Here is a 24150-nt window from a genome sequence, read left to right as displayed (position 1 = left end):
TGCCGGGCATGCGCAGGAGCGGACGGCACGGTGGCGAGGGGAGCAGCGACGGGAGCAGCGACGGAGCCGGCGGCGCGGCAGGCCGGACGGTCGACCGGCGCACCCTCGGGGCCTGGGTGCTCAAGTGCAACCCGGCGGTCTGGGACCTGCGCGGCCTGCTCGACGCCGGTGAGCGCCGCCTGACGTCGTGGGCCGTGCACCCGAGCTACCGCACGCAGCTCGTGCGGCCCGGTGACCGCGTGCTCTTCTGGGTGTCCGGGCCCGGCCACGACCGGCTCACGAGGGGCATCTGGGGGCTCGGCCACACCGTCGCCGAGGCCGAGCCGTGGGTGGAGTCGGCACAGGGCTTCTGGCGCACGGCATCGGCGTCGCACGCCGTGCGCGAACGCGTCGAGATCGACGTCGAGCTGCTCGAGGCGCCCGTCGCCGACGTTCAGCTGCGGGCGGCGGGCGTCGACCACCTCGAGGTGCAGCGCCAGCCCTTCATGGCCAACCCGTCGTTCGTGACGGGCGACCAGCTCGACGAGATGGGGCCGCTGCTGCCCACGTGGCCCGCTGCCCCGGCCGCCCGGAGCCCCTCGTGAGGGTGCTCGTCCTGTCCGACACGCACGCCCCGCGGCACTGGAAGGCGTGCCCACCGGCCCTGCTGCCCGAGCTCGGGCGGGCCGACGTCGTGCTGCACGCCGGTGACGTGTGCACCCCCGACGTGCTCGACCTGCTCGCCGGCTTCGCGCCGCTGCACGTCGTGCGTGGCAACAACGACGGGCCCGACGTCGCCGCGTGGGGCGCGCCCGACACCCTCGAGCTCGACCTCACGGGCGTCAGGGTCGCGATGATCCACGACAGCGGCCAGAAGCAGGGGCGCAGCGCGCGCATGCGGCGCCGCTTCCCCGGCGCCGACCTCGTCGTCTTCGGGCACTCGCACATCCCGCTCGAGGAGGTGCCCGACGACCCGCGCACCGGCGTGCGCCTGCTCAACCCCGGATCGCCCACCGACAAGCGGCGCCAGCCCACCGGCACGTATGCCGTGCTCGACCTGCGGGACGGCGCGATCGTGGAGTCGCGGATCGAGCCCCTGCCCCGCTGAGGCACGGGGCGCTGCGACGATCAGTCGTCGCCGAGGTTCTCGACCCACCGTCGGCCGGCGTCGCCGCCCCACGCGTCCCAGGCGACCCGGCCGGCCGAAGGGTAGCCGTCCTCGCCGTGGTGGAAGCCGGTCGCGTCGGCGTCCTTGGCGTGCCGGGAGAAGTAGTTGCGCATCCGCTTCACGACGTCGTCGCTGACGGCATCGCCCTTGGCGAGCTGCGCGGCCCGATGGCGTCCGGTGTCGGTGAAGTTCGCGCCGGCCTTGCCGTCCTCGATCCACCTCTGGGCGCGCTGCGCCGCCTCCTGCACGCCCTTGGGCGGCTCGTGCGTGGCCATGGTGCTCCTTCCGTCGCTGCCGGGGGGTCGCAGGGGTCGTACCCGGTCGGCAGCAGGCGCCGCCGCCGGGCCTGCCCTCACCCCCGGTTGACGCTCGGGACCTGCTCCGTCTTCCGGAGCAGGATCCGAGCCCCCGGCAGGCATCCCGCCGGTCCCGCGGTCCCGCTCACCAGCCCCAGGAGCCGGGGCTGCCCTTGAACGGCCCGACGACGCGGTCGGTGATCCAACCGCCGTAGAAGCCGCCGTCCTGCGGGCGCACCCGTTCGCCGTCGACGAAGCACGCGTCGACGAGTCCGGGCATGACGGCCACGTGACCCGACAGGACGGCATACGTCGGCACGGGCTCGGGGTAGGTCCAGGCGGCACGCGCGGCGCGGCGCCCACCCCCGACGACGTCGAAGTACGCCGCCTCGCCCTTCCACTCGCAGACGCTGCTGCCCGCGGTCGGCACGAGCGCGCCGTCGGTGAACGCGTCGAGCGGCAGGTAGTAGGTGGGAGGGTGGCTCGTCTCGAGCACGCGCAGGCTCGCCCGGGTGCGCGCGACGACCTCGCCGCCGAGGTGCACCTCGACGAGCTCGCCGCTCGGGTCGACGGCCGGCGGGCGCGGGTAGTCCCACACCGACTCCTGCCCCGGGCCGGGCGGGAGCGGCACCGGCCGGCTCACGCGTCGCCGCCGCAGATGGCCTCCAGGCCGGTCGCGAGCCGGTCGACGTCCTCGGCGTTCGTGTAGGGCGCGAGCCCCATCCGCAGTCCGCCCGTCGCACCGAGGCCGAGGTGGTGGCTGCACTCCCACGCGTAGAAGTGGCCGGCGGGCGCGTTGACGCCGCGGGCGGCGAGCCCCTCGCGCAGCGCCTGCGGCTCGTGCCCCTCGACGGTGACGAGCAGCGTCGGCGTGCGCCGCTTGGCGTTGGAGTATGCCGTCAGCCCCGGGATCGCGCGCAGGCGCTCCTCCAGCGCGGCCAGGAGCGAGTCCTCGTGCTCCTCGAGCGCCGCGAAGGACGTGAGCAGGCGCTCGCGGCGCGGTCGCGGCGACTCGTCGGACCGTGTCTGGTCGGACGGTGTCTCGTCGGGCACGAGGTCGGCGAGGAAGTCGACGGCCGCGGTCGTGCCGGCGAGCAGCTCGTAGGGCAGTGTGCCGAGCTCGAAGCGCTCCGGCACGGCGTCGCTCGAGGGCAGCAGCTTGGCCGGGTGCAGCGTCTCGAGCAGCGCCGGGTCGGCGGCGAGCACGCCGTGGTGCGGCCCGAGGAACTTGTAGGGCGAGCACACCCAGAAGTCGGCGCCGCTCGCGGGCACGTCGGTGGCGACGTGAGCGCTCGCGTGGACGCCGTCGACCCAGAGCAGGGCCCCGGCGGCGTGCACGACGTCGGCGATGGCCGCGACGTCGGGCCGGGTGCCGATGAGGTTCGACGCGGCCGTGACGGCCACGAGGCGGGTGCGCTCGCCGACGACGGCCTCGACCGCGTCGGGCTCGAGCTCACCCGTGGCCGGGTCGAAGTCGGCCCAGCGCACGGTCGCGCCGGCGGCCTCGGCCGCGAGCACCCACGGGCGGATGTTCGCGTCGTGGTCGAGCCGGCTGACGACGACCTCGTCGCCCGGCCCCCAGCCCGCCGCGAGCGTGCGGGCGAGGTGGAAGGTCAGCTCGGTGGCGCTGCGGCCGAAGACGATGCCGGTGGGGTCGACGGCGAGCAGGTCGCCCATCGCCTCACGCGCGTCGACGACGATCCGGTCCGCGCGACGCTCGGCAGGGGTCACGCTGCCGCGGTTCGAGACGGCCGACGTCAGGGTCTCGACGACGGCCGTCGCGACGGTGTCGGGCACCTGCGACCCGCCGGGGCCGTCGAAGTGCGCCGCGCCCTCGCGCAGGGCGGGGAAGTGCCAGCGGATCCGGTCGACGTCGTAGCCAGGGGCGTGCATGCCCTCATCTTCGCGCATGCCCGACCCGGTGCGGACGTGAGCACCGGGTCGGGCACCGCTCGTCGGTGTGACGGTCAGGGGGTGACGGCTCCGTCCTCGAAGAGTCGGGGCACCCGGTGGTTGGCGAGGAAGCGGTCGTCCGGGTCGAGCGCCGAGCGGATCCCCTTGAGCTGGCGCCAGACCGACGCGTCGTAGCCGGTGCTGACGTCGACGTCGTTCTCCGCGAAGTTGAGGTAGCTCCGACCGGTCGACCACGGCCGCAGCGACGCGGTGAGCCGCTCGGCGTCGAGCTGGCCCTGCGCCGCCAGCTCCGGTGTCGCGGCGACGGCCACGGCGAAGACGGCGTACGCCGCGTCGAGGCGGGCGAGCGCACCGTGCTTCGCGGGCGTGCGCCCGAGCGCCCCGCCGAGCTGGCGCAGCTCGGCGGCGAGGAGCGAGGTCGTCGACCCGGGCCCGACCTGCTCGAGGAGCGTGTCGATGGCGGGGTCGCCCAGCTCGCCGAGCAGGGTGCTGTCGGAGACGGCCGGGGTCGGGCCCTCGGGGTCGAGGTGCAGGCGCGGGAGGGCCCGGGCCGGCATGCGGTCGAAGGTGTCGATCTCGGGACCGAGCCCGCGCAGCAGCCCGAGGATCGAGCGGGCCTCGGCGTCGCAGCCGAGCACCGCGCCGTCGATGACGACGAGGGAGCGGCCCCGGATCGGCTCGGGCACCGTCGGCAGCGGCGGCACGTCGAGGAAGCGGAACGAGGTCGTCACCGCGTCGGGTGCCTCGGGCGCCCAGTCGGCCCAGCGCCGCAGCACGCGCTCGGCGTGGTCGCGGTCCCAGACGAGCATGCCGGCATACGCCGTCTCGATCGGGAAGAGGCGGAACTCGAGCGCCGTGACGACGCCGAAGTTTCCGCCGCCGCCGCGCAGCGCCCAGAAGAGCTCGCGGTTCTCGGTGGCGTCGGCGCGCACGTGCTCGCCGTCGGCCGTGACGAGCTCGACGGCGGTGAGGCTGTTCGCGGCCAGGCCGAGCCGGCGGGCGTACCACCCGATGCCACCGCCGAGGCTGTAGCCGGCGATGCCGACGTCGGGCGAGCTGCCGTGCAGCGCCGCGAGCCGGTGGTCGGCGGCGGGCTCGGTGGCGTCCATCCACAGGGCACCGCCCTCGACGCGGGCGAGGCGACGCGTCGGGTCGATCGTCACGCCACGCATGCGCTCGGTGCGCAGCACGACGACGTCGGAGAGGCCCTGCGCGGCGAGCGGGCCGGCGTTGTGCCCGGTGCTCTGCGGTGCGACGCGCAGGCCGGCGGCGGCCGCGGCGCGCACGACCTCCTGCACGTGCGCGACGGTGCGGGGCAGCGCGACGGCGGCGGGGCGCTGGTCGACCGCGACGTTCCACGGCAGTCGGGCTGCGTCGTAGCCGGGGTCACCGGGCAGGTGCACCGCACCGTCGCAGAGCCCGGCGAGGGTCGTGGCCGCTCGGGCGGTGGGGGTGAGGCTGGTGGTGGTCATGCTGCTCTCCTGGGTGCTGGTCGCGACCTCGTCGTCGCGGGGAGGCGCGACCTGGCGTCGCGCGGCCGGCCGCGCTCGTGGCGCGCCGACGGCCCCGGTCGGGGCACGACCTGTCAGAGACCGAAGGCCTCGCGCTGATACGTCACCGATCCGACTGCCCGGAAGGTCCGTCTTCTTCGGAATCCGTCGGGCGCGGGCCGTCGCGCGCACCGAGGGGCATGCTGGGTAGGTGGACGACATGACGACCGACACCGCGCGCGACCTCATGCTCGACGGCTTCGGCCGCATCCGCGACGGCGTGCCGCCCGTCGTCGAGGGCCTCACCGTCGACGAGCTGCTCTGGCGGCCCGACCCCGAGGCCAACCACGTCGCGTGGCTCGTCTGGCACCTCGCCCGCCAGCAGGACGACCAGGTGGCAGGGCTCGCCGGCGGCACCTCGGCGTGGCTCGAGGAGGGCTGGGTCGACCGGTTCGGGCTGCCCTACGACCGCGACGCGCACGGCTGGAGCATGAGCTCGGCCGACGTCGGGCGGTTCACCGTCGCCGACCCCGCGCTCTTCGCGGACTACCAGGGCGCCGTGCACGAGCGGACGACGAGCCTGCTGGGGTCGCTGGACGGCGAGGGGTACGCCCGCGTCGTCGACCGCCACTGGGACCCGCCGGTCACCGTCGGGGTGCGCCTCGTCTCGGTGCTCGACGACGCCGCGAAGCACCTCGGGCAGGCGGAGTACCTGCGGGGGCTCATCGAGCGCAGCCGCTGACCGGGCGCAGCCGCCGAGCGCGCGCCGTCAGCGGTCGAGCAGCAGGTAGCCCAGCGCGGGGCCGACGACGCACATGAGCAGGAACGACCAGCCGCCGGTCAGGCGCCGACCGGTGTGCCCGGTCTCGGGCACGCCCGGGGGCGGGCCGGAGACGAGCAGGAAGAGCGGCAGGGCCACGACACCGACCGGGGAGAAGAGGGGCCAGAACCAGCCCCAGCGCGTGGCCCACCACGGCTGCGCGCCGTTGACCAGCAGCACGACGACCGCGATCCACAGGACGCCCAGGGCGACCGGGAACCACGACGGGAGCCGCCACCCCGCGTAGGTCGTGGTCGACTCGGGCCAGCCCGTGACGACGACGCGCAGCGACGGGTCGTGCGCCCGCAGCTCGTCCGCAACGGACCCGGTGAGCACCTCGGTGCGGCGGTCGAGCGGGACCGACTGCCCCGGGTCGCTGACCTGCACCACCTGGGCGAAGCGGTTGCGGTTCTGGTCGGTCCAGGCGAGGGAGACCGTGGCGTACCCCGTCGAACCGTCGGGCAGGGCGCCCGAGACCTGCACCTCGCTGACCCGGCCGCCGCTGACGCCGTCGAGGAGGTCGCGGTAGGTCGCGGGCGACGACCCGAGGAGCAGCCCCGTGCCGACGAGCCCGAGCGCGGCGGCGAGCAGCGCGTAGCGGAGCCGTCGCCACCGACGGGCGGTGCTCGCCCGGGTCCTCGGGACTCCCTGGAGCCCGGTGGCGGCGGTGGTCATGGGCAGACCCTAGGGGCGGAGCGGACGCCCGGCACGAGGAACGGTCGGTGCGGGCCGCGTGTGACCGCTGGGACGGGCGTGGTGAGCGTGGTCACGCCGGCCGTCGTGCACGGCTCGTCCACAGGATGCGGTGCGAAAATGGTGGGCAATGACCACGCCCGCCGCCCTCGCCGCCCTCGCCGCCCCCGCCGTCGCGTCCCGCACCGACGGCGTCGTCGTGCCTGCTGCGAGGCACGAGAGCCACCACGAGAGCCACGCCGAGAGCCACGACGACGTGCGGCACCGCCGCCTGGCGCTCATCGCCCGGGGCCGGCGGGCGCGCTTCGCCGCCACGGTCGCCGTCGTGCTCGCGCTAGCCGGGGTCAACGTGGCCAACCACGTGCTCGGCTGGGACACCATGTGGCTGGGCCCCGTCGGCGCGGTCGCGCTGCTCGCCTTCGCGCGGTGGCAGGGCCTCACCTGGCACCAGCTGGGCCTCGCCCGTCACACGCACGCGCGCGGCATCCGCTGGGGCCTCGGCGTCATCGGGGTCGTCGGCCTCGTCTACCTCGTCGGCATCCTGCTGCCCTCGACCCGCACCGCCTTCCTCGACGCCCGCTACCACCTGCCCCCGGCCGGCGCCCTGCTCACGGCGTTCGTGCTGATCCCGGTCGGCACGATCCTGCTCGAGGAGGTCGCCTTCCGCTCGGTGCTCTGGGGCTTCCTCTCCCGGCACGCCCGGATGTGGCAGGTGCTCGCCGGCTCGTCGCTGCTCTTCGGGCTCTGGCACGTCTTCCCGGCGATGGCCTCGGCCACCGGCAACGAGGCGATCGGCTCGGCCGTGGCCGGCCTCGGCCCGTTCGCCCAGCTCGCCGTCGTCGGCGGCACGGTGCTCTTCACGGCCCTCGGCGGGGTGCTCGCCGGCGAGCTGCGCCGCCGCAGCGGCAGCCTCTTCGCGAGCGTCGGCATGCACTGGGCCACGAACGCCCTCGGCGTGCTCTTCGGCGTGCTCGCCTGGCGCCTCGCTGCCTGACGCCCACCCGACCGGCAGGTGGGTCGGCCTCGCCCTGCGAGACTGACCGGCATGCACGGCTTCACGATCCGGCCCGCGCGCACCGAGGACCATGCCCGCCTCGGTGACCTGACGGCGGCCGCGTACCTCGACGACGGCCTGCTCGACTTCGGGGCGGAGGACCCCTACCTCGAGGTGCTGCGCGACGTCGCCCGCCGGGCCGAGCACGCCGAGGTGCTCGTGGCCGTCGACCCCGACGGCGTCGTGCTCGGTGGCGTGGCCTTCGTCAGTGGCCCGGGGCCCTTCGCCGACGTCGCCCGCGAGGGCGAGGCCGAGTTCCGCACGCTCGCCGTCGCGCCGGAGGGTCGCGGCCGCGGCGTCGGCACGGCACTCGTGCGCGCGTGCCTCGACCGCGCCAGGGCCCTCGGCCGCGACCGCGTCGTGCTCTCGACCCAGCCGGCGATGCACGCCGCCCACCGCGTCTACGAGCGCTTCGGCTTCACGCGGGCGCCCGAGCGCGACTGGTCGCCGGTCGGCACCCTCCAGCTGCTCGTCTACGAGCTGGAGCTCGCCCCGGCCGAGGCCTGAGCCCTCGTCCGCTCCCGCGCGGCCGCCGCGGACCGCTCGACGAGGGCGCGCACCGCGTCGGTGATCGCCGGGTCGAGCTCGACGTGCGCCTCGAGCAGGCGCAGCAGCGTCGCCGCCGCGTGCGCGTTGCGCTCGTAGCCGGGCACGAGGTCGGCGAGCGGCAGCAGGTCGGCGTCGAACTGGCGCTCGACGCCACGGTCGACGACGAAGACGTCCTGCCTCGCGGTGCGGCCGAGCCCGAGGTGACCGAGCACGGTGATCCAGCGGTCGACGGCGTACCCCTGGATGAAGCGGGTCGCCGTGAGCCGCTCGCCCCGCAGGTCGCGGTGCAGCCCGACGTAGAGGTTCGTGATCGCCTCGCCCACCTGGTGAGCGAGCGCCTCGGGCTGTGGCACGGGAGTCGCCGGCTGCTCGAGCCCGTCGGGGGCGTCGGCGCGGCGCCAGTGCACGCGGCCGGGCGGGTAGCCGGCGGTCGCCATCTCCTCGAGCGTGAAGACCGCGTACTCCGCGAAGAGGCCGTCGCGCAGCAGCGCCTTGCGCCCGGCACCGCTGTTCTCGAACGACCACTGCACGGGGTGGGCGGCGTCGAGCCAGTCGATGTCGGCGAGGTAGCGGTCGCGCGCGGCCACGTCGTCGACGACGACGAAGAAGTCGGCGTCGGAGTGCTCGTCGAGGCGGTGGAGGTCGCGCCCCACGGAGCCGAGGCCGAGCAGGGCCACGGCGTCGCCGCGGCGCTCGAGCTCGGCACCGAGCCGGTCGAGGAAGGCGAGCAGCCGCTCCGGCACGTCGGAGGGGGACGCCGCGGCGGCGGGCGTGGGCGGGGTGGGCGATGACGGCATACGTCGTCTCCTTCGCTGGAGGTCGACGTGTCATCCCGCCCGGCCGGGTGCCGTCGGGGTCGCGACACCGGCAGCGTATGCCGGGCGCTCCCCCTCGCGGAAGGGCCCGGCGAGGGGTGCGCGGCGCGCGGGCGGCGTGGCAGGCTGGACGGATGCCCGTGACGATCGAGGACGTGCGGCGGGTGGCGCAGCCGCTGCCGCGGTCGACCGAGGTGCTCGTGCGCGACCGCGTGAAGTTCCGCGTCGGGAAGGTCGTGTGGCTCGCCTTCTCCGCCGACGAGACGCAGCTCGGCTTCGCCTTCCCGCGGGAGGAGCGCGACGTGCTCGTCGCGAGCGAGCCGGCGGTCTTCCTGCTGCCACGGCCCTCCGACCTGCGCTTCAACTGGGTGGATGCGCGCCTCGACGCGCTCGAGCCGGAGCGGATGCGCGAGATCGTCGTCGACGCGTGGCGCTTCGTCGTGCCGCGCAGCGTGGCGCTCGCGCCAGGCATCTCCTGAGCGACGCGGGCCGCCCGGCCGGGCCCGCGAGGCGACGGCGCGCAGTCATCGCGGTCCCATCGGGCCGGCACAGCGCCACCACAGCGGCGCTCGCGACGGTGGGGGCATCCACCTGACGAAGGAGCCCCGATGAGCACCGTCCCCCGCGCCCTGCGCCGAGCCCGACGGTGGACCGCCGGCCTGTTGACCGCCTCCACCGTCCTCGTCGGCGCCGTCGGCATCCACCTCGCGCAGACCCAGGGCCAGACCGTCGCCACCCAGACCGTGTCGCAGGGCACGAGCCAGACGTCCGGCCAGACGTCCGGCCAGACCTCCGGCCAGGTGTCCGGCCAGGTGTCCGCCCGGGATGCCGGCAGCTCGGGCTTCGGGGCCGTGGCCCCGGTGAGCGGCACCGACGCCCAGGCCCAGACCAGTTCGGGCGGCTCGTGATGGACCGCACGACGCTCCCCCTGACACCCGTCGTCCCGGCCGCTGCGGGTGGCGTCGCGGCCGCGACCTTCCGCGCCATCGGCACGAGCAACACGGTGCTCGTGACCCGTCCGGAGGTGCTCGGTGACGCCCTGGCGATCGCCCGTGGTCACCTCGAGCAGGTCGACGCGGCGGTGAGCCGCTTCCGCCCCGACTCCGAGGTGAGCCGGCTCGCCGAGAAGGCCCGCCACGCACCGGCCGAGGCGTTCGTGTCGCCGGTGTTCACGGCATACCTGCTCGCGGCGCTGCGCGTCGCGCGGCTGACGGGCGGGCTCGTCGACCCGACGGTGGGCGCGGCGCTCGTGGCCACGGGCTACGACGGCGACCTCGACGTGGTGCGGGCACGCGAAGGCTTCCACCAGGTGCGGGTCGCGCCGGTGCCGCGGTGGCACACGGTGCACCTCAACGTCTCGGCCCGCCGGGTCACGGTGGCCCCGGGCACCCTGCTCGACCTCGGCGCCTCGGCCAAGGCGCACGCGGCCGACACGATCGCGGCGCTGCTCGCCGCCCGGCTGCCGGGTGGCTTCGCGGTCAACCTCGGCGGTGACGTCGCGGTGGCCGGGGAGCTGCCGGCCGGCGGCTGGGCCGTCGGCATCGAGGGCGCCGACGCCGTCGTGCGCGAGGTCGTCACGAGCACCGGGCAGGCCGTCGCGACCTCGTCGACGCGGCTGCGGGTGTGGCCCACCGACGACGGCCCGCGGCACCACGTCATCGACCCGCGCACCGGGCGCCCAGCCGCCGCGGTGTGGGCCCAGGTCTCGTGCGCAGCCGTCAGCTGCCTCGAGGCGAACGCGGCGTCGACCGCGGCCGTCGTGCTCGGCGCCGACGCCCCCGCCTGGCTGACCGCGCAGGGCGTGCCCGCCCGCCTCGAGGGCCTCGACGGTCGCGTCGTGACGACGCCCGGCTGGCCCGCCGCCGCGCGGAGGGCCGCCTGATGAACGAGCTGCTCTGGTACGCCTCGCGCGGCACCGGCGTCGCCGCGATCGTGCTGCTCACTGCGGTCGTCGTGCTCGGTGCGGTCATCGCCGGCCGGCGCGCACCCCGCGGCGAGGGCGCGACCCTCGTCATGGCGCTGCACCGCTCGCTCTCCCTCGGGATGACGGTGTTCCTCGCCGCGCACGTCGCGACCGCCGTGGCCGAGACCTACGTCTCCATCGACGCCGTCAGCGCCGTGCTGCCCTTCACCTCCGGCTACGAGACGCTCTGGGTGGGCCTCGGCACCCTCGCGCTCGACGTGCTCGTCGCCGTCGTCGTCACGTCCGTGCTGCGGGCCCGTCTCGCCGAGCGCACGTGGCGCCGGGTGCACCTGCTCTCGCACGCCCTGTGGCCGGTGGCCGTCGTGCACGGCCTCGCGCTGGGCACGGGCGACCAGCCGGTGCTGCGCGGCATCACGCTCGCCTGCGCCGTCGCCGGAGCCGCCGCGCTCGCCTGGCGCCTCGCCTCGACGCACGCCGACCGCGACCGCCGCGCGCTCGTCGCCGCCCAGGAGTGGTCATGAACCTCGTCGCCCTGCTGGCCGAGGCGGGCCTGACCGGCCGTGGCGGCGCGGCCTTCCGCACCGCCACGAAGGTCGAGGCCGCGCACGCGCACGGCGCGCGCCTCGTCGTCAACGCCTGCGACGGCGAGCTCGGCGCCGCCAAGGACGCCTGGGTCGTGCGCCACCACCTCGCCGAGCTCGTCGAGGGCGCCTCCCTCGTCGCCGCCGGGTCCCCGGTCACGTATGCCGCCCACCGCGGTTCCGAGACCGTCGCCCTCCTGCGCGCGGCCGGGCTGCCGGTGCTCGACGTGCCGGCGCGCTACGTCTCCTCCGAGGAGTCGTCGCTCGTCTCGCTCGCCCGCGGGGGGCTCGCCCGGCCGCTGACGAAGCGCCAGCCGGTCGTGCGCGGGGGCCGGGACTCCGCCGGCCGGCGCATCCCGCCCACGGTCGTGCTCAACGCCGAGACGGTGTGGCGAGTCGCGCAGGTGGCCGACCGGGGTGCGGCCTGGTTCCGCTCGGTCGGCACGCCCGATCAGCCGGGCCCGCGGCTCGTCGCCGTGAGCACCCCGAGCGTGCGTGGTCTCGTGCTCGAGACCGCCGCCGGTGAGCCCGTCACCGACCTGCTGCGGCCCGCCGGTGGGCTGCCGCCGGGGTCGCCCGCCCTGCTCGTCGGCGGTCTCGGTGGCGCCTTCGTCGACGTTGGCTCGGTGGCCGGGCTGCGCTGGTCGGACGCCGACCTCGCCCGCGTCGGGGCCCGCACCGGCCCGGGCGTGCTCGAGGTGCTCGACCCGCGCGACTGCCCCCTCGGCTTCGTCGACCGCTGCCTCGCGTGGGCGGCCGGCGAGAGCGCGGGGCAGTGCGGGCCGTGCATGTTCGGCCTGCCGGCGCTCGCCGCCGACTGGAGGGCGCTGCTGACCGGCGCCGACCCGACGGGCCGCGAGGTGCGCGCCCGGGTCGCCCTGCTGCCCGGTCGCGGCGCCTGCCGCTTCCCCGACGGCGTGGCCGGCTTCGCCGACTCGGCGCTGCGGGTGCTCGACGGCCACCTCGAGGAGCACCGGGCCGGGCGCTGCCCGTCCGCCGACCCGTCCGCCGACGCGTCGTCCCGCCCTGCGCAGCTCGCCGGCTCGACGGCATTCTCCGGTCGCACCCACCGGAGCCCCTAGAGCCTCTGAGCCTCTGACCCCCCTGACCTCTGACCCCTGAAGGAGCAGCGATGTCCACGACTTCCCCGTCGGCACCCGCCGATCGCCGCCGCAGCACGAGCCGACGGCTCGGGCTCGCCGGTGACCCCGTGCTCGCGGTCGACCGCGTGGCCTGCAGCGGCCACGGCGTGTGCGCGCAGCTGCTCGACGGGGTGACCCTCGACGAGTGGGGCTACCCGGTCGTCGTCGAGGCCCGAGTCGACGGCGACGACCCGGTGGCGCTCGAGGCCCTCGCGGCGGCCGTGCGGCTCTGTCCGGCGCGGGCGCTCTACCGCCGCTGACGCCGGCCTGCCACGCTTGACCCGTAGGTCGTCGACAGCGGACGAGGTGTGTGTCCGAATCTGCTCGATCGACTGGGCCTTCGCGCAGCATTGCTCATAGACTGCGCCGGTGAAGCGCGAAGCGGTCGTCGGCATCGACGTCGGGGGCACCCGCACCAAGGCGAGCCTCGTCACCGTCGACGGCGAGGTGCTCGCCGAGACCGTCACCCCGACCCCGTCGGGCCTCGGCGACCGCGACGGTGAGCGCCTCGGCGACCTCGCCGCGCACGTCGTCGCCGAGCTCGTCGCCGACCTCGTCGCGCAGCCTGCGGAGCCGGCCACCCTGCTCGCGGTCGGCGTCGTCGTGCCCGGGCTCGTCGACGAGGCCGCCGGCATCGGCGTGTGGTCGGCCAACCTCGGCTGGCGCGACCTCGACCTGCGCTCGGCCGTCGCCGCCCGGGTCGACGTGCCCGTGGCCGTGGGCCACGACGTGCGGGCCGGGCTGCTTGCCGAGCACCGCCTCGGGGCCGCCCGCGCCGTCGCGAACGTGCTCTTCGTCCCCCTCGGCACCGGTCTCGCGAGCGCGCTGCTCACCGGCGGTGAGCTCGTCACGGGCGCGCCCTGGGCCGGGGAGATCGGTCACGTCGTCGTCGTGCCGGACGGCCCGCCCTGCGGGTGCGGCCGGCGGGGCTGCCTCGAGGCCGTGGCCAGCGCCGGTGCGATCGGCCGCCGCTGGTCGGAGGCGACGGGCCTCACCGGCGACGCCGAGGAGGTCGCCCGCCGCGCCGCCGCGGGCGAGCCGGAGGCCCAGCGGGTCTGGACCGAGGCGATCGACGCGCTCGCGAGCGTGCTCGCGCCCGTCGTGGCGGCCGCCGGCACCGAGCTCGTGCTCGTCGGCGGTGGCCTGGTGCACGCCGGCGACGCCCTGCTCGTCCCCCTCCGCGCGGCGCTCGCCGACCGGGTCGGGCACCTCGGCGACGTCGCGGTCGAGGCCGCCGCCCTCGGTGACCGCGCCGGCTCGCTCGGCGCCGCGAGCCTCGCCCTCGGGCTCGTCGGCCGATGATCGTCACCCTGACGCCGAACCCGGCCCTCGACATCACGTATGCCGTGCCGACCGTCACGCTGGGCGAGTCCCACCGCGTCGGGTCGGTGACCGAGCGGGCAGGCGGCAAGGGCCTCAACGTCGCCGCGGTGCTCGCGACGATGCTCGCCTCGACGTCGAACCGGACGTCGACCCCGACGACCACGACGCCCACCGAGACCGGCACGTCGCCGGGGGCCGGGGTCGTCGCCGTCGCACCCGTGGGCGCCCTCGACCGCGACCTCTTCGCCGCCGACCTCGACGCGCGGCGGGTGCCGCACCGGCTCATCGAGTCGCCGTGCCCGACCCGCCGCTCGGTCGCCGTCGTCGAGTCGGACGGCCGGGCCACCCTGCTCAACGAGGCCGGGGTCGGGCAGTCGCGCCGGGTCTGGCAGCTCGTCACCGACGAGGTCGAGCGGCTCGCCGGGTCGGCGCGCGTGCTCACCGTCTCGGGCAGCCTGCCCCCCGGCACCGACCCCGACCTCGTGCTGCGCCTGACCGAGCTCGCCCACGCGCACGACCTGCTCGTCGTGCTCGACGTGAGCGGCGAGGCCCTCGCCCGCGCGCTGCCCGCGCACCCCGACCTCGTCAAGCCGAACCGGTCGGAGGCCGCCGGGGTCCTTCACGCCCTCGCTGGGACGACGGACCCCGCGCCCGCGGCGACGGCCACCCTCCCCACCGCGGAGGAGGCGGCATACGCCCTCGTCGGTGCGGGTGCGCGGGCCGCGGTGGTGAGCGACGGCGCCGCGGGGCTCGTGCTCGTGCACGGCGAGCTCGCCCTGCGCGCGCGGCTGCCGCGACCGCTGACCGGCAACCCGACGGGGGCCGGTGACGCCCTGACCGCGGCGCTCGCGGCCGGGCTCGACCAAGCCGGTCAGCTGCCCGACGGCGCCGCCCCGTGGGAGGCCCTGCTGCGCGCCGGCGTGGCCTGGTCGGCGGCCGCCGTGCTCCAGCCGGTCGCCGGGGCGCTCGACCCTGCCGACGCCGATCGACTCGCCCCCGACGTCGAGATCGAGGAGATCCGTTCGTGAGCCGCTCCCCCCTGACCCCGCTGCTCGCCGCAGCCCGCGCCGACGGACGGGCGCTCGCCGCCTTCAACGTCATCCAGCTGGAGCACGCCGAGGCGTATGCCGCCGCGGCCGAGCGCGTCGGCCTGCCCGTCGTCATGCAGATCTCGCAGAACTGCGTGCGCTACCACGGGTCGCTCGCGCCGCTGGCCGCCGCGACGCTCGCGATCGCCGACGCGTGCGCGCAGGACGTCGTCGTCCACCTCGACCACGCGGAGGACGTCGCGCTCGTCGAGGAAGCCGTGCGGCTCGGGCTGACGTCGGTGATGTTCGACGGGTCGCGGCTGCCCGACGACGCCAACCGCGCCGAGACCGCCCGCGTCGTGGCGCTCTGCCGCGCGGCCGGCGTCAGCGTCGAGGCCGAGCTCGGCGAGGTCGGCGGCAAGGACGGGGTGCACGCGCCCGGGGCGCGCACCGACCCCGGGGAGGCGGCGCAGTTCGTCGCCGACACGGGCGTCGACGCGCTCGCCGTCGCCGTCGGCAGCAGCCACGCGATGACCGACCGCACGGCCCGGCTCGACACCGACCTCATCGGACGGCTGCGTGCGCAGGTGCCGGTGCCGCTCGTGCTGCACGGCTCGTCGGGCGTGCCCGACGAGGGACTCGTCGGGGCGGTGCGGGCCGGCATGACGAAGGTCAACGTCGCGACCCACCTCAACCAGGTGTTCACGACCGCGATGACGGCGCGTCTCGAGGCGCGGCCGACCGTCGACACCCGGGCCTACCTCGGCGCCGCACGCGACGCCGTCACCGACGAGGCCGCCCGCCTCATGACCCTCTTGGCCCTGCGCTGACCCCCAACCGTCGAAAGGCCACTTCTTGCGGATCTGAACACGTCGAGAGGCCACTTTTCGAGACCCCCGACCGTCGAAAGGCCACGTCGTGCGGGTGCGCACAGGTCGAAAGGCCAAACCTGGGTTGCGAGGATTGGCCTTTCAACGGTCTGGCACCCGCGGAATTTGGCCCCTCGACGGTTGGGGACCCACGAGAAGTGGCCTCTCGACGGTTGGGGACCCCCGAACTTTGGCCTTTCGACGGTTGAAGCGGGGGGGGGCTGGCGTCAGGTCAGGACGATGCTGCGCGTCAGGTGGCGCGGAGCGTCGGGGTCGAGGCCGGCCGACTCGGCGCGCGCGAGGCAGAGCCGGTGCACGCGGACGAGCTCGGCCATCGGGTCGAGGTCGCGGTGCTCGAAGTGCGCGCCTGTCTCGCGCACCTGCTCGGCCAGCCCGTCCGGCACGGCGCCGAGGGCCCAGACCGCGCGGCCGGGGGCGGCGATGCTGATCGGGCCGTGGCGGTACTCCATCGCCACGTAGGACTCGGCCCAGAACTGCGCCGACTCGCGCAGCTTGAGGGCCGCCTCGTTCGCGAGGCCGTTGCTCCAGTCGGTGCCGAGGAAGGTCACCTGCTCGACCGAGCGGAGGTCGCCGAGGGCGGTCTCGACGTCCTCCGCGAGCACGGCCCGCGCCTGCTCGACGACGGGCCCGAGGTCCTCGCCGAGCGAGGCGCGCAGCAGCGCGAGCGTCGAGGTGGCGAATCGGGTCTGCACGACCGACTGCTCGTCGACGTCGTCCATGAGGATCGTGGCGGCCGACCGCTCCGCCACAGGGGTGCCCGGCGTCGCGACGATCGACACGTGCGGCGTGCCCGCGGCGAGCAGCTCGTCGAGCACCTCGAGCACCTCGGTCGTCGTGCCCGACCGGCAGATGATGACGACGCGGTCGTAGCCGCGCGCGAGGCGGTGCTCCGAGGCCGTGAAGGCGTCGGTCGGCCCCTGCCCCAGGGACTCGCGGCGGGCGGCATACGCCTGGCCCATGAACCACGACGTGCCGCACCCGATCGTCGCGACGCGCTCGCCGGGGCGGGGCAGGTCGCCCGCCACGGCGGGCAGGCGCGCGGCGGTGCGGGCCCAGTCGTCCGGCTGGGTGGCGATCTCACGGGCGAGGTGCGTGGGCTGGGACATGGGGCGACTCCGACGAAGAAGGTGATTGTGTCTGCGCGTTCCGAAGCGTAAACGCGCACAGATGCACATGTCCACTGCTCGACTTCCGCGCTACGCTCGGCGCGTGACCGATGACGGCGATCTCGCACGCACCCGGGCCGGCCGCTGGTCGGTGATGCTCGACCGGCTCGCGACGGCGGGTCGGCTCGGCGTCGGCGAGGCGGCCGAGCTGCTCGGCGTCAGCGAGGCGACGATCCGCCGCGACTTCTCCGAGCTCGCCCGGCGCCAGCTCGTCGCGCGCAACCACGGCGGTGTGGTCGCGACCTCGGTCGCCTACGAGCTGCCCTACCGCTACCGCAGCAGCCGTGGCGACGACGACCGCGCCCGCGTCGCGACGGCGGCCGCGGCGCTCGTGCGCCCCGGCCAGGTCGTCGGCGTCAACGGCGGTACGACGACGACCGCGACGGCGCGCGCCCTCACGGCGCGCGAGGACCTCGCCGTCGGCGGCGAGCTCACGCTTGTCACCAACGCGCTCAACATCGCGACCGAGGCGGTGCTGCGCCCGCACGTCCAGTGCGTCTCGCTCGGCGGGGTGGCCCGGCCGGAGTCCTACGAGGTGACGGGTCCGCTCGCGACGCTCGTGCTCCAGCAGCTGTGGATCGACGTCGCCATCGTCGGGGTCAACGGCCTGTCGGCGCGCGAGGGTGCCACCTGCCGCCACGAGGAGGAGGCGGCGATCATCCGCACCATGATCGAGCGCTCCAAGGAGGTCATCTGCGTGACGACCGGCGACAAGCTCGGGCTGCGCACCTTCGCCTCGATCGCTCCCGCCGAGCGCATCGACCACCTCGTCACCACCGTGGACGCGGACCCCGCGGAGGTCGAGGCGCTGCGCGCCGCGGGCGTCGAGGTCCACCAGGTCTGAGGGCCGGGCCACGTCGTGCTCGCCTCGAAAGCGCGCGTGACCGCCCCGCGGCGGTATGCCGCCGTGCCCCACTGATGCGTGAATGTGATCGATTGATCGACAACTCGGTCAGCATTGCTCTTGAATCCCTGCCGGGCGCGCCCTAGGTTGGGCCCCACCGTGTGTCCGGGCCGGCACGTCCCCCACGTGCCCACCACGCCCGGAACCGAACCAAGGAGAGACATGAGGTCGACGAAGAAGTCTGTGGTCGTCGCGGGAGTGGCCATCGCCGGCCTCGCCCTCGGCGCCTGTGGCGGCGGCACCGGAGCCGGCTCGGCCGGCGGGTCCACCGGCGGCAGCGGTGAGGAGGTCAAGACGATCAAGCTCGTCGCGGCCGAGTACTCCAAGGACAACACGAAGAAGTTCTGGGACGCCTTCGCGGCGACGTACAAGCAGAAGACCGGCTACACGCTCGACGTGCAGGTCGTCAGCTGGGACAACATCGACCAGCAGTCCTCGACGATGATCCAGAACAACCAGGCGCCCGACATCCTCAACCTCAACGCGTACGCCAGCTACGCCAAGGACGGGCTGCTCTACGACTCCGACGCCGTGCTGCCCGCGGCCGTCAAGAGCGACATCCTCGACACCTTCGTCAAGTACGGCACGTACGACGGCAAGTTCTACGGCTTCCCCGACCTCTCCTCGGCGCGCGCGTTCTTCTACAACAAGACGCTCTTCAAGCAGGCCGGCATCAACGAACCGCCCAAGACGTGGACCGAGCTCGAGGCCGACGCGAAGAAGCTCACCGCGCTCGGCAACGGCACCGTCGGCTACGCGCTCCCGCTCGGCCCCGAGGAGTCGCAGGGCGAGTTCTCCATGTGGCTGTTCAACAACGGCGGCACGTGGAAGGACGGCGACAAGTGGACGATCAACTCCGCCAAGAACGTCGAGACGCTGAGCTTCCTCAAGAAGCTCACTGACGAGAAGGTCACGCAGAACAACCCGGCCCGCACCAACCGGGCCGACGCGTTCGACCTCTTCAAGTCGGGCAAGGCCGGCATGGTCATCGGCTTCAGCCCCCTCGCCGCCGCGCTCGACGCGGACAAGAAGGTCGACTACGGCGTCGCGCCGTTCCCCACGAACGACGGTTCCGAGAGCAAGACCTTCGGCGTCACCGACTACCTCATGGCCTTCAAGAAGCCGGGCAACGAGAAGGCGGTCAAGGCCTTCTACGACCTCTACTACCAGCCCGACCAGGTCAACACCTTCATCAAGGCCGAGGGCTTCCTGCCCGTCACGAAGTCGGGCGTCGAGGCATTCAAGGGCGAGACCTCGCTCAAGGTCTACCTCGACACCCTGCCCAACGCACAGCTCACCCCGACCGACGACCCGACGTGGGACAAGGTCAAGCTCGCCGTGCAGCAGAACCTCGGTGGCGGCCTGACCGGCTCACCGCAGGCCACCCTCGACGGTCTGCAGAAGACCGCCGAAAACGGCGGCTGAGGCTCGCTCCGCGATGACCGAGCGCACCACCGTGACCCCCGACCCCGCCCTCGCGGCGGGGTCGGGGGACCGCCGTTCCCGGATGCCGTCCCGTCGCCGTCGCGCACACGCCGGCCGCATCGGCCGGGTGCACCCCCTCGTCGCCCTGCTCTGGCTGGCGCCGGCGCTCGTGCTCATCCTCGGGGTCGTGCTCTACCCGGCGCTCAAGCTCTTCGACGCCTCGCGCGGGGAGTACTCCATCACCGGGCTGCGCAAGGGCGACGCGGGCTGGTCGAACTACGCCAAGGTGCTCGAGCACCCCGACCTCGGCACGGTGCTGCGCAACACCGTCGTCTGGGTCGTCGCCGTCGTCGCCTTCACCATCGTGCTCGGCCTCGCGCTCGCGCAGTTCCTCGTCAAGAGCTTCCCCGGGCGGCGCTTCGTGCGCTGGGCCGTCATCATCCCGTGGGCCGCCTCGCTCGTCATCACGAGCCAGCTCTTCGTGCTGCTCTACGACTACAACTACGGGATCATCAACCACGTCCTGACGAGCCTGCACGTCATCGACACCCCGATCGACTTCCTCGGCAACGACTCCTGGACAATGTTCTCGATGGTCGTCGTCGGCGTCTTCGTCTCGCTGCCGTTCACGATCTTCGTCTTCATCGCCGGCCTCGGCGCGATCCCCGACGACGTCATGGAGGCCGCGACCGTCGACGGCGCGAGCCCGTGGCAGCGCTACCGGAGCATCACGCTGCCGCTCATGCGCCCGGCCCTGATGATCGCGACGGTGCTCAACGTCATCTACGTCTTCAACAGCTTCCCGATCATCTACACCCTCAACGACCGCAACCCGGGCTACCTGCACGACACGACGATCACGTTCATGTACAAGCTGGCCTTCAAGAGCCAGGAGAAGGACGTCGGCATGTCGGCCGCGGCGGGCATCTTCAACGTCCTGCTGATCCTCGTCGTCGTCGCCGTCTACCTCAAGATCATCAACTGGCGTGAGGAGACGAGCCGATGAGCACCACGACGGCACCTGCAGCCCGCGCGGCGGGCGCGTCCCCGCCGCAGTCGGATCCGCCGGTGCGCACGCGGGATCCCAAGCGCCGCAGGAAGATCCTCATGGCGGTCGGCGGGGCGCTCGTCGCCTTCGTCTTCGTCGCGCCCTACCTCGTCATGGTGCTCGACTCGCTGCGCACGAGCAGCGACGTCAAGAGCACCCCGCCGTCGTTCCTGCCGAAGGTCTGGCAGTGGGACACCTACGCCCAGGTGCTCGGCGACGACCGGTTCCTGTCGTGGCTCAAGACCTCGCTCATCGTCGCGACCGGCTCGACGGTCATCGTCATCCTCGTCGCGATCCCGGCGGCCTACATGACCTCGCGGCACCGGTTCCCCGGCCGCGGCGCGTTCCTGCTGCTCGTGCTCGTGACGCAGATGTTCGCGCCGACCTCGCTCGTCGTCGGCCTCTACCGCCAGTTCTTCGAGCTCAACCTCATCAACACCTACGCCGCGCTCATCATCACGAACGCCGCGTTCAACCTCGCCTTCGCGATCTGGATCCTGCACGGCTTCTTCGCCTCGATCCCGCTCGAGGTCGAGGAGGCGGCGGCGCTCGACGGCGCGAGCCGGTGGCAGGTGCTGCGCCGCGTCATGCTGCCGCTCACGCTTCCCGGTCTCGTCACGGCGACGATCTTCACCTTCATCGCCGCGTGGAACGAGTACGTCGTGGCCCTGACGCTGATGATCGACGACGACAAGAAGCCGCTCACCGTCGGCATGCGGGCCTACATCACCGGCTACGAGCAGCACTGGGACCAGCTCTTCGCGGCCTCGGTCATCGCGGTCGTGCCCGTCGTCATCCTCTTCGCCGTCATCGAGAAGCACCTCGTCGGCGGCCTCACGGCCGGCTCGGTCAAGTAGCCCGAACCCGCGAGCAACAACGAGCAGCGCAACGCAGCGCACGGGAAGGGGCCCCGGTCGTGACGACCGGGGCCCCTTCCCGTTCACGGGTCGGAGGGGTTGGACCTCTTCGTCAGCCGACGTAGCCGAGCAGCTCGAGCGAGACGGCCCGGATGGAGCCGACGTCGCCGCCCGCCCGGTCGACGACCGAGAAGGTCCAGCTGCCGACGACCGGCTGCGAGAGCAGTGGCGCGAGCGGCGACACGGGCTTCCACTCACCCGTGAACGGCGCGTCGGTGCTGCCCGCCGAGACGATGCTGCGCGTGGCGTCGTCGTCGAAGACGACCTGGCACAGGTTGTTGCCCGAGCCGCCGTTGCCGCTGAACACGGTGGCGCTCGCCCCCGACGGCGACGTCAGCGTGCCGACGAGGTCGGAGACGTACGTGTGGTCGAGACCCACGGTCGTCGCGCCCTCGTCGGTCGTGCACGTGGTGCCGTCGATGCTGAAGCGGATGTCGCCGGCATACGTCGACCCGGTGACCGGGATGGGAACGCTCGCCCCGGTCGCGTCGCGGTCGGGGATCGCCACGGCCGGGCCGGTGTAGCTGAACCGCGTCGGCTCGGCGGCCGGCTGGCCGGTGGGCAGCGACAGGGTCGAGCGCTGCGGCGAGTAGCTGCCGACGAACGACACGGTGGCCGCCACGGAGACCGGCTTGCCGGCGGGGTAGCCCGCGGCCAGTCGGATCGTGAAGGTGCGTGAGGCCGTGGCCCCCGCGGCGAGGGTGCCGTAGGTGCGCACGGACGGCGTGACGGTGACGCCCGCGTCGCCCGAGCGGAGGCGGACGTTGACGCTCGTGGCGCGCCCGTCACCGATGTTCGTCACCGGCACGGTCAGCGTGCCGGACTCGCCGGGCTCGAGGTAGGCGTCCCCGTCGCCGGCGGGCGCCACGGTGGCCTGGCCGGTGCGCACGAGCGGCTGCGGCGTCGCCCCGGTCTGGCGCAGCACCCGCGTCGCGAGCACGACGCCGTGACCGGTCCGCGGGTCGGTGCCCGGCGGGGTCAGGTCGATCGAGGTCGAGACCATCGCGTCACGGATCTCGTCGGGCGCGGTGCCCGGGTTGCCCGACAGCACGAGCGCGGCGATGGCGGCGGCGTGCGGTGCGGCCGCCGACGTGCCGAAGAACCTCTCGAAGCCCGGCACCGTCGTGCTGACGCCGTCGGCCGCCGTGAGGTCGGGCTTCTGGCGCACGACGCCGCCGGTCGAGCTCGTGTTGCCCGGCGTGTAGGGCGTGCCGTCGGCCGCGAAGAAGACGCGGCGCGGGCCGTCGGAGGTGAAGCGCTCCGGCAGCTGCGCTCGGGTGAAGGCGTTCGGGAAGGGCCCGGACGGGTTCGGCGGGTCGCCCGGCTCGAGGTCGAAGGGCAGCGGCGTCGCCGCGGGCGCGGCGGCCGTGCTGATCGCGTCGACGGTGGCCGAGTGGCCGCGCGTGACGCCGGGGGTGGTGTAGGCCGCGAGCCCGTCGGGCGAGTCGACGTAGCGACCGCGCAGGGCCGAGAGCTGGAAGTAGACGTCGGCGCCGGAGTACTTGACGACGGCTAGGCGCTGGTTGGTGGTGAACGGGTCGGTGCCGAGGATCTCGAAGGGGTCGTCGTCGCCGTCCTGCACCTCCTGCGAGAAGCCGATGACGTTGCCGCTGCCGTTCAGCAGGTAGAGGTCGTAGTCGTCGGCCGCCGCCCCGAGCGGGTCGGCCCAGTGCAGCGTCACGGGCACGCCGCCGCTGGGGTCGGAGAGCGGCTCGTAGAGCTGCACGCCCGGCCCGGGGTCGAAGTCGTGGGCGTCGCCGACGAACTTGCCGACGCGCTGGCCGGAGGCGCGGAAGTCACCCTCGTAGTTGCCCGAGGTGCCGTCGATGACGTTGCCCTCGTTGCCCGCCGAGCTGAGGTAGAGCGCGCCGTCGGCCGTGACGGCGTTGACCGACTGCGCGATCGGGCCGTCCTGGAAGGGCGACTCGGCGAAGTAGAGCACGTCGTCGACGATGATGTCGCAGCCGGCCTGGCTGCGCAGGGCGCGGATGTTGTCGGCGAAGGAGGCCGCGCTCGTGAAGGCGGTGGCGAAGCCGAGGTCGGCCTTGGGTGCGAGGTCGTGGATGATCTCGAGCATCGCCGTGCCCTCGTCGCCGCTGCCCTCCTGGCCGGGCAGCACGTCGACCGGTGGCAGGTCGCCCGAGGCGATCGAGGCCGGCAGCGAGTCGACGCCGTCGGAGAGGGCGCAGACCTTCACGCCGACGCCTGACACCCGATAGCGGGTGCGGGCGACGTCGGCCGCGTGCGCCTTGTCGCCCTCGGACGTCACCGTGCCGACGAGCGGTGCGACGGCCGAACGGCGCGCGGTCAGCGCCCGGTTGAGGGCCGCCTCGACGCGCTTGGTGCGGTCGGCCTTGGAGGGCACCGTCGTGACGATCGAGCCCGGGGCGCGCTGCGCGTCGCTGCCCACCCCCGGCTTCGGGGTGGTGGACGACGACGTCATCGCGCCGCCGGCGGCGCGCACGTGCGTCACCTCCTTCAGGGCCGCGACGGCGGTGAGGGAGGTGGTCGGCACGGTGGCGCGCACCGAGCGGACCCGGCTCGACGCATACGTGATCGACGCCCCGGCGGCCCGGAGGCGGGTGAGCAGCGAGTCGCTGACGGCTGCGACCTCGATGTCGACGTCGACCGACGCCGCCTTCGTCCTGGCGATGGTGTCGAGGCCGGGGAGGGCCTGTCGGAGGGCGGTGTCGGTGCGGGCGCGCAGGCCGAGGGCGAGGCGGCTGTCGAGCTTGGCCTCGGCGCCGGTGAGCGACGCCTTGACCTTCTGCAGCGCGCTGATCTGCGCGGCTGTGCCGGCCGTGAGCCGGTCGTTCGCCGCGGGCACTGCGTTCGATGCGGTCGGCTGCGCGAAGGCAGCGGTGACTGGGATGGTCAGTGCGGTCACGACGACGGCTGTCATCGCGCCACGTACGGAACGCCGGTGAATCCCCTGAGGCGCCGGTCGGCGCGAGATCGGTTCCATGGGTCAGGCCTACCCCTGGCCGCTGCGGTCGGCAGCGCGAAAGGTACGCGGGGGGACGA

26 protein-coding genes are annotated in these 24150 nt (G+C 74.2%); 18 read left to right on the top strand and 8 right to left on the bottom strand.

Annotated features, from left to right (window positions below):
• Positions 1–8: 8 nt before the first annotated feature.
• Together ABT295_RS15030 and ABT295_RS15025 are read left to right on the top strand one after the other, a co-directional pair.
• Complete coding sequence (locus ABT295_RS15030; RefSeq protein WP_352395215.1) at positions 9–584, top strand: EVE domain-containing protein; 576 nt, start codon at positions 9–11, stop codon at positions 582–584.
• Entirely contained in the window at positions 581–1087 is a 507-nt protein-coding gene (locus ABT295_RS15025) for a metallophosphoesterase family protein (protein ID WP_352395214.1), read from the top strand. Before ABT295_RS15030 ends, ABT295_RS15025 begins: the two co-directional genes overlap by 4 nt.
• Before the next feature lie 20 nt (positions 1088–1107).
• On the opposite strand, the gene ABT295_RS15020 is transcribed toward ABT295_RS15025, so the two are convergent.
• From ABT295_RS15020 to ABT295_RS15005, 4 genes are all read right to left on the bottom strand, one after another.
• Positions 1108–1422 (bottom strand): hypothetical protein, encoded by a 315-nt coding sequence (locus ABT295_RS15020; protein ID WP_352395213.1) that lies wholly within the window; start codon positions 1420–1422, stop codon positions 1108–1110.
• A 166-nt stretch (positions 1423–1588) separates the two neighbouring features.
• Entirely contained in the window at positions 1589–2086 is a 498-nt protein-coding gene (locus tag ABT295_RS15015; protein WP_352395212.1) for a DUF427 domain-containing protein, read from the bottom strand.
• Complete coding sequence (locus tag ABT295_RS15010) at positions 2083–3336, bottom strand: cysteine desulfurase-like protein (RefSeq protein ID WP_352395211.1); 1254 nt, start codon at positions 3334–3336, stop codon at positions 2083–2085. Before ABT295_RS15010 ends, ABT295_RS15015 begins: the two co-directional genes overlap by 4 nt.
• Positions 3337–3410: 74 nt before the next feature.
• Complete coding sequence (locus tag ABT295_RS15005; protein WP_352395210.1) at positions 3411–4829, bottom strand: FAD-binding oxidoreductase; 1419 nt, start codon at positions 4827–4829, stop codon at positions 3411–3413.
• Positions 4830–5067: 238 nt separating this feature from the next.
• Between ABT295_RS15005 and ABT295_RS15000 the strand changes: the two genes are divergently transcribed.
• Positions 5068–5589 (top strand): mycothiol transferase, encoded by a 522-nt coding sequence (locus tag ABT295_RS15000; protein ID WP_352395209.1) that lies wholly within the window; start codon positions 5068–5070, stop codon positions 5587–5589.
• Positions 5590–5616: 27 nt separating this feature from the next.
• Here the strand turns inward: ABT295_RS15000 and ABT295_RS14995 are convergent, their stop codons facing one another.
• Positions 5617–6342: a hypothetical protein gene (locus tag ABT295_RS14995; RefSeq protein ID WP_352395208.1), complete on the bottom strand. Its 726-nt coding sequence runs from the start codon at positions 6340–6342 to the stop codon at positions 5617–5619.
• 148 nt (positions 6343–6490) lie between these two features.
• Between ABT295_RS14995 and ABT295_RS14990 the strand changes: the two genes are divergently transcribed.
• On the top strand, positions 6491–7354 hold the full coding sequence (locus ABT295_RS14990) for a CPBP family intramembrane glutamic endopeptidase (RefSeq protein ID WP_352395207.1): 864 nt from the start codon (positions 6491–6493) through the stop codon (positions 7352–7354).
• Positions 7355–7405: 51 nt separating this feature from the next.
• Positions 7406–7921, top strand: a complete 516-nt coding sequence (locus tag ABT295_RS14985) for a GNAT family N-acetyltransferase (RefSeq protein WP_352395206.1) — start codon at positions 7406–7408, stop codon at positions 7919–7921.
• On the opposite strand, the gene ABT295_RS14980 is transcribed toward ABT295_RS14985, so the two are convergent.
• The gene (locus ABT295_RS14980) at positions 7888–8760 is read right to left on the bottom strand and encodes a hypothetical protein (RefSeq protein ID WP_352395205.1); all 873 of its coding nucleotides are present in this window, start codon (positions 8758–8760) and stop codon (positions 7888–7890) included. The genes ABT295_RS14985 and ABT295_RS14980 overlap by 34 nt on opposite strands.
• A 152-nt stretch (positions 8761–8912) precedes the next feature.
• On the opposite strand from ABT295_RS14980, the gene ABT295_RS14975 reads away from it, so the two are divergent.
• The 9 genes from ABT295_RS14975 to ABT295_RS14935 all read left to right on the top strand — a co-directional run bounded on the left by ABT295_RS14975 (position 8913) and on the right by ABT295_RS14935 (position 15606).
• Positions 8913–9257 carry an MmcQ/YjbR family DNA-binding protein gene (locus ABT295_RS14975; protein ID WP_352395204.1) on the top strand — a complete coding sequence of 115 codons (345 nt, stop codon included), beginning with the start codon at positions 8913–8915 and terminating at the stop codon, positions 9255–9257.
• A gap of 129 nt (positions 9258–9386) precedes the next feature.
• The gene (locus tag ABT295_RS14970) at positions 9387–9686 is read left to right on the top strand and encodes a hypothetical protein (protein WP_352395203.1); all 300 of its coding nucleotides are present in this window, start codon (positions 9387–9389) and stop codon (positions 9684–9686) included.
• Entirely contained in the window at positions 9686–10660 is a 975-nt protein-coding gene (locus ABT295_RS14965) for an FAD:protein FMN transferase (protein ID WP_352395202.1), read from the top strand. Before ABT295_RS14970 ends, ABT295_RS14965 begins: the two co-directional genes overlap by 1 nt.
• Entirely contained in the window at positions 10660–11223 is a 564-nt protein-coding gene (locus tag ABT295_RS14960; RefSeq protein WP_352395201.1) for a ferric reductase-like transmembrane domain-containing protein, read from the top strand. Before ABT295_RS14965 ends, ABT295_RS14960 begins: the two co-directional genes overlap by 1 nt.
• Positions 11220–12365, top strand: a complete 1146-nt coding sequence (locus ABT295_RS14955; protein ID WP_352395200.1) for an NADH-ubiquinone oxidoreductase-F iron-sulfur binding region domain-containing protein — start codon at positions 11220–11222, stop codon at positions 12363–12365. Before ABT295_RS14960 ends, ABT295_RS14955 begins: the two co-directional genes overlap by 4 nt.
• Before the next feature lie 50 nt (positions 12366–12415).
• Entirely contained in the window at positions 12416–12685 is a 270-nt protein-coding gene (locus ABT295_RS14950; protein WP_352395199.1) for a ferredoxin, read from the top strand.
• A 109-nt stretch (positions 12686–12794) separates the two neighbouring features.
• Entirely contained in the window at positions 12795–13727 is a 933-nt protein-coding gene (locus tag ABT295_RS14945) for an ROK family protein (protein WP_352395198.1), read from the top strand.
• On the top strand, positions 13724–14776 hold the full coding sequence (locus ABT295_RS14940) for a 1-phosphofructokinase family hexose kinase (RefSeq protein WP_352395197.1): 1053 nt from the start codon (positions 13724–13726) through the stop codon (positions 14774–14776). The genes ABT295_RS14945 and ABT295_RS14940 overlap by 4 nt, the downstream gene beginning before the upstream one ends.
• Positions 14773–15606, top strand: a complete 834-nt coding sequence (locus ABT295_RS14935) for a class II fructose-bisphosphate aldolase (RefSeq protein WP_352395196.1) — start codon at positions 14773–14775, stop codon at positions 15604–15606. The genes ABT295_RS14940 and ABT295_RS14935 overlap by 4 nt, the downstream gene beginning before the upstream one ends.
• Before the next feature lie 266 nt (positions 15607–15872).
• Here ABT295_RS14935 and ABT295_RS14930 read toward each other — a convergent pair whose 3' ends face one another.
• Positions 15873–16772, bottom strand: a complete 900-nt coding sequence (locus ABT295_RS14930; RefSeq protein ID WP_352395195.1) for an SIS domain-containing protein — start codon at positions 16770–16772, stop codon at positions 15873–15875.
• 103 nt (positions 16773–16875) lie between these two features.
• Between ABT295_RS14930 and ABT295_RS14925 the strand changes: the two genes are divergently transcribed.
• The 4 genes from ABT295_RS14925 (at position 16876) to ABT295_RS14910 (ending at position 21066) form a co-directional block, all read left to right on the top strand.
• Complete coding sequence (locus ABT295_RS14925) at positions 16876–17676, top strand: DeoR/GlpR family DNA-binding transcription regulator (protein ID WP_345505691.1); 801 nt, start codon at positions 16876–16878, stop codon at positions 17674–17676.
• A 222-nt stretch (positions 17677–17898) separates the two neighbouring features.
• A complete protein-coding gene (locus ABT295_RS14920; RefSeq protein WP_352395194.1) occupies positions 17899–19161 on the top strand; it encodes an extracellular solute-binding protein in 1263 nt (420 codons plus the stop codon).
• A gap of 13 nt (positions 19162–19174) precedes the next feature.
• Entirely contained in the window at positions 19175–20167 is a 993-nt protein-coding gene (locus ABT295_RS14915) for a carbohydrate ABC transporter permease (protein WP_352395193.1), read from the top strand.
• Positions 20164–21066 carry a carbohydrate ABC transporter permease gene (locus ABT295_RS14910; RefSeq protein WP_352395192.1) on the top strand — a complete coding sequence of 301 codons (903 nt, stop codon included), beginning with the start codon at positions 20164–20166 and terminating at the stop codon, positions 21064–21066. Before ABT295_RS14915 ends, ABT295_RS14910 begins: the two co-directional genes overlap by 4 nt.
• Positions 21067–21178: 112 nt before the next feature.
• Here ABT295_RS14910 and ABT295_RS14905 read toward each other — a convergent pair whose 3' ends face one another.
• Positions 21179–24013, bottom strand: a complete 2835-nt coding sequence (locus tag ABT295_RS14905; RefSeq protein ID WP_352395191.1) for a S8 family serine peptidase — start codon at positions 24011–24013, stop codon at positions 21179–21181.
• Positions 24014–24150: the final 137 nt, after the last annotated feature.

The sequence above is a fragment of the Terrabacter sp. NPDC000476 genome, assembly GCF_040300125.1.
Lineage (GTDB): Bacteria > Actinomycetota > Actinomycetes > Actinomycetales > Dermatophilaceae > Terrabacter.
The sequence above is the reverse complement of the archived record's forward strand: the minus strand, read 5'-3'. Positions and strand labels throughout refer to the sequence as shown.